The organism is Streptomyces viridiviolaceus (genome assembly GCF_014650995.1).
Classification (GTDB): Bacteria; Actinomycetota; Actinomycetes; order Streptomycetales; family Streptomycetaceae; genus Streptomyces; species Streptomyces viridiviolaceus.
Window position 1 is genome coordinate 1 of the sequence record NZ_BMWA01000095.1, and the last position, 910, is coordinate 910.

General features: G+C 69.1%; 1 protein-coding gene. It reads left to right on the plus strand.

What is annotated here, in order from left to right; translation table 11 throughout:
- Positions 1 to 210 precede the first annotated feature (210 nt).
- A partial coding sequence (locus IE260_RS41035; protein ID WP_373303479.1) for a chitinase occupies positions 211 to 910 on the plus strand: 700 nt, incomplete at its 3' end.

Genomic DNA, 910 nt, shown 5'->3' on the forward strand with positions numbered 1-910 from the left:
GGTTTCCCGTCGCGGTACGCGGCGCCGTACGTGGAGACGTGGAAGGGGGTGTCGGTGCTGGAGGAGGCGCGGGCGGCGGGGTTGCGGTACGTGACGCTGGCGTTCGTGCTGGACGGGGGTGGCTGCAGGGCGATGTTCAACGGGGACATACCGGTGTCGGACCCGGGGTGGTTGTCGGCGGTGGAGGGGTTACGTGGGTCGGGGGGTGAGGTGATCGCGTCGTTCGGTGGTGCTTCGGGTACGGAGCTGGGTCAGGGCTGTGACTCGGTGGAGGCGTTGCGGGAGCAGTACCGGTCGGTGGTGCGGACGCTGGGTCTGACGCGGGTGGACTTCGACATCGAGGGCGCGGTGCTGGCGGACGAGGCGTCGGTGCGGCGGCGCAACGAGGCGCTGGCGGGGCTGCAGAAGGAGATCGAGTCGGCGGGTGGCCGGCTGGATGTGCAGTTCACGTTGCCGTCGGGGACGAAGGGGCTGGAGGCCGACGGGGCGGCGTTGCTGCGGGACGCGGAGCGTGCGGGGCTGCGGGTGACGCTGGTGAACATCATGACGATGGACTACGGCTCCGCGGTGGAGGACATGGGCCAGGCGGCGATCGACGCGGCGACGGGTCTGCATGGCCAGTTGGGGCAGGTGTGGCCGTCGAAGTCGGACCAGGAGCTGTGGGCGATGCAGGGGAACACGCCCATGATCGGGGTGAATGACACCCCGGGTGAGGTGTTCACGCTGGAGGACGCGGAGCGGCTTGCGTCCTTCGTGGTGGACAAGGGCATCCAGCAGGTGTCGTACTGGGCGGTGGGAAGGGACAGGGCGTGCGCGCAGGCGGGGCAGTTGTCGGACTCGTGCTCGGGCACGGACCAGGATGACTACGCGTTCCTGAAGACGTTCAACACCGTCAACACCACAGCACCCG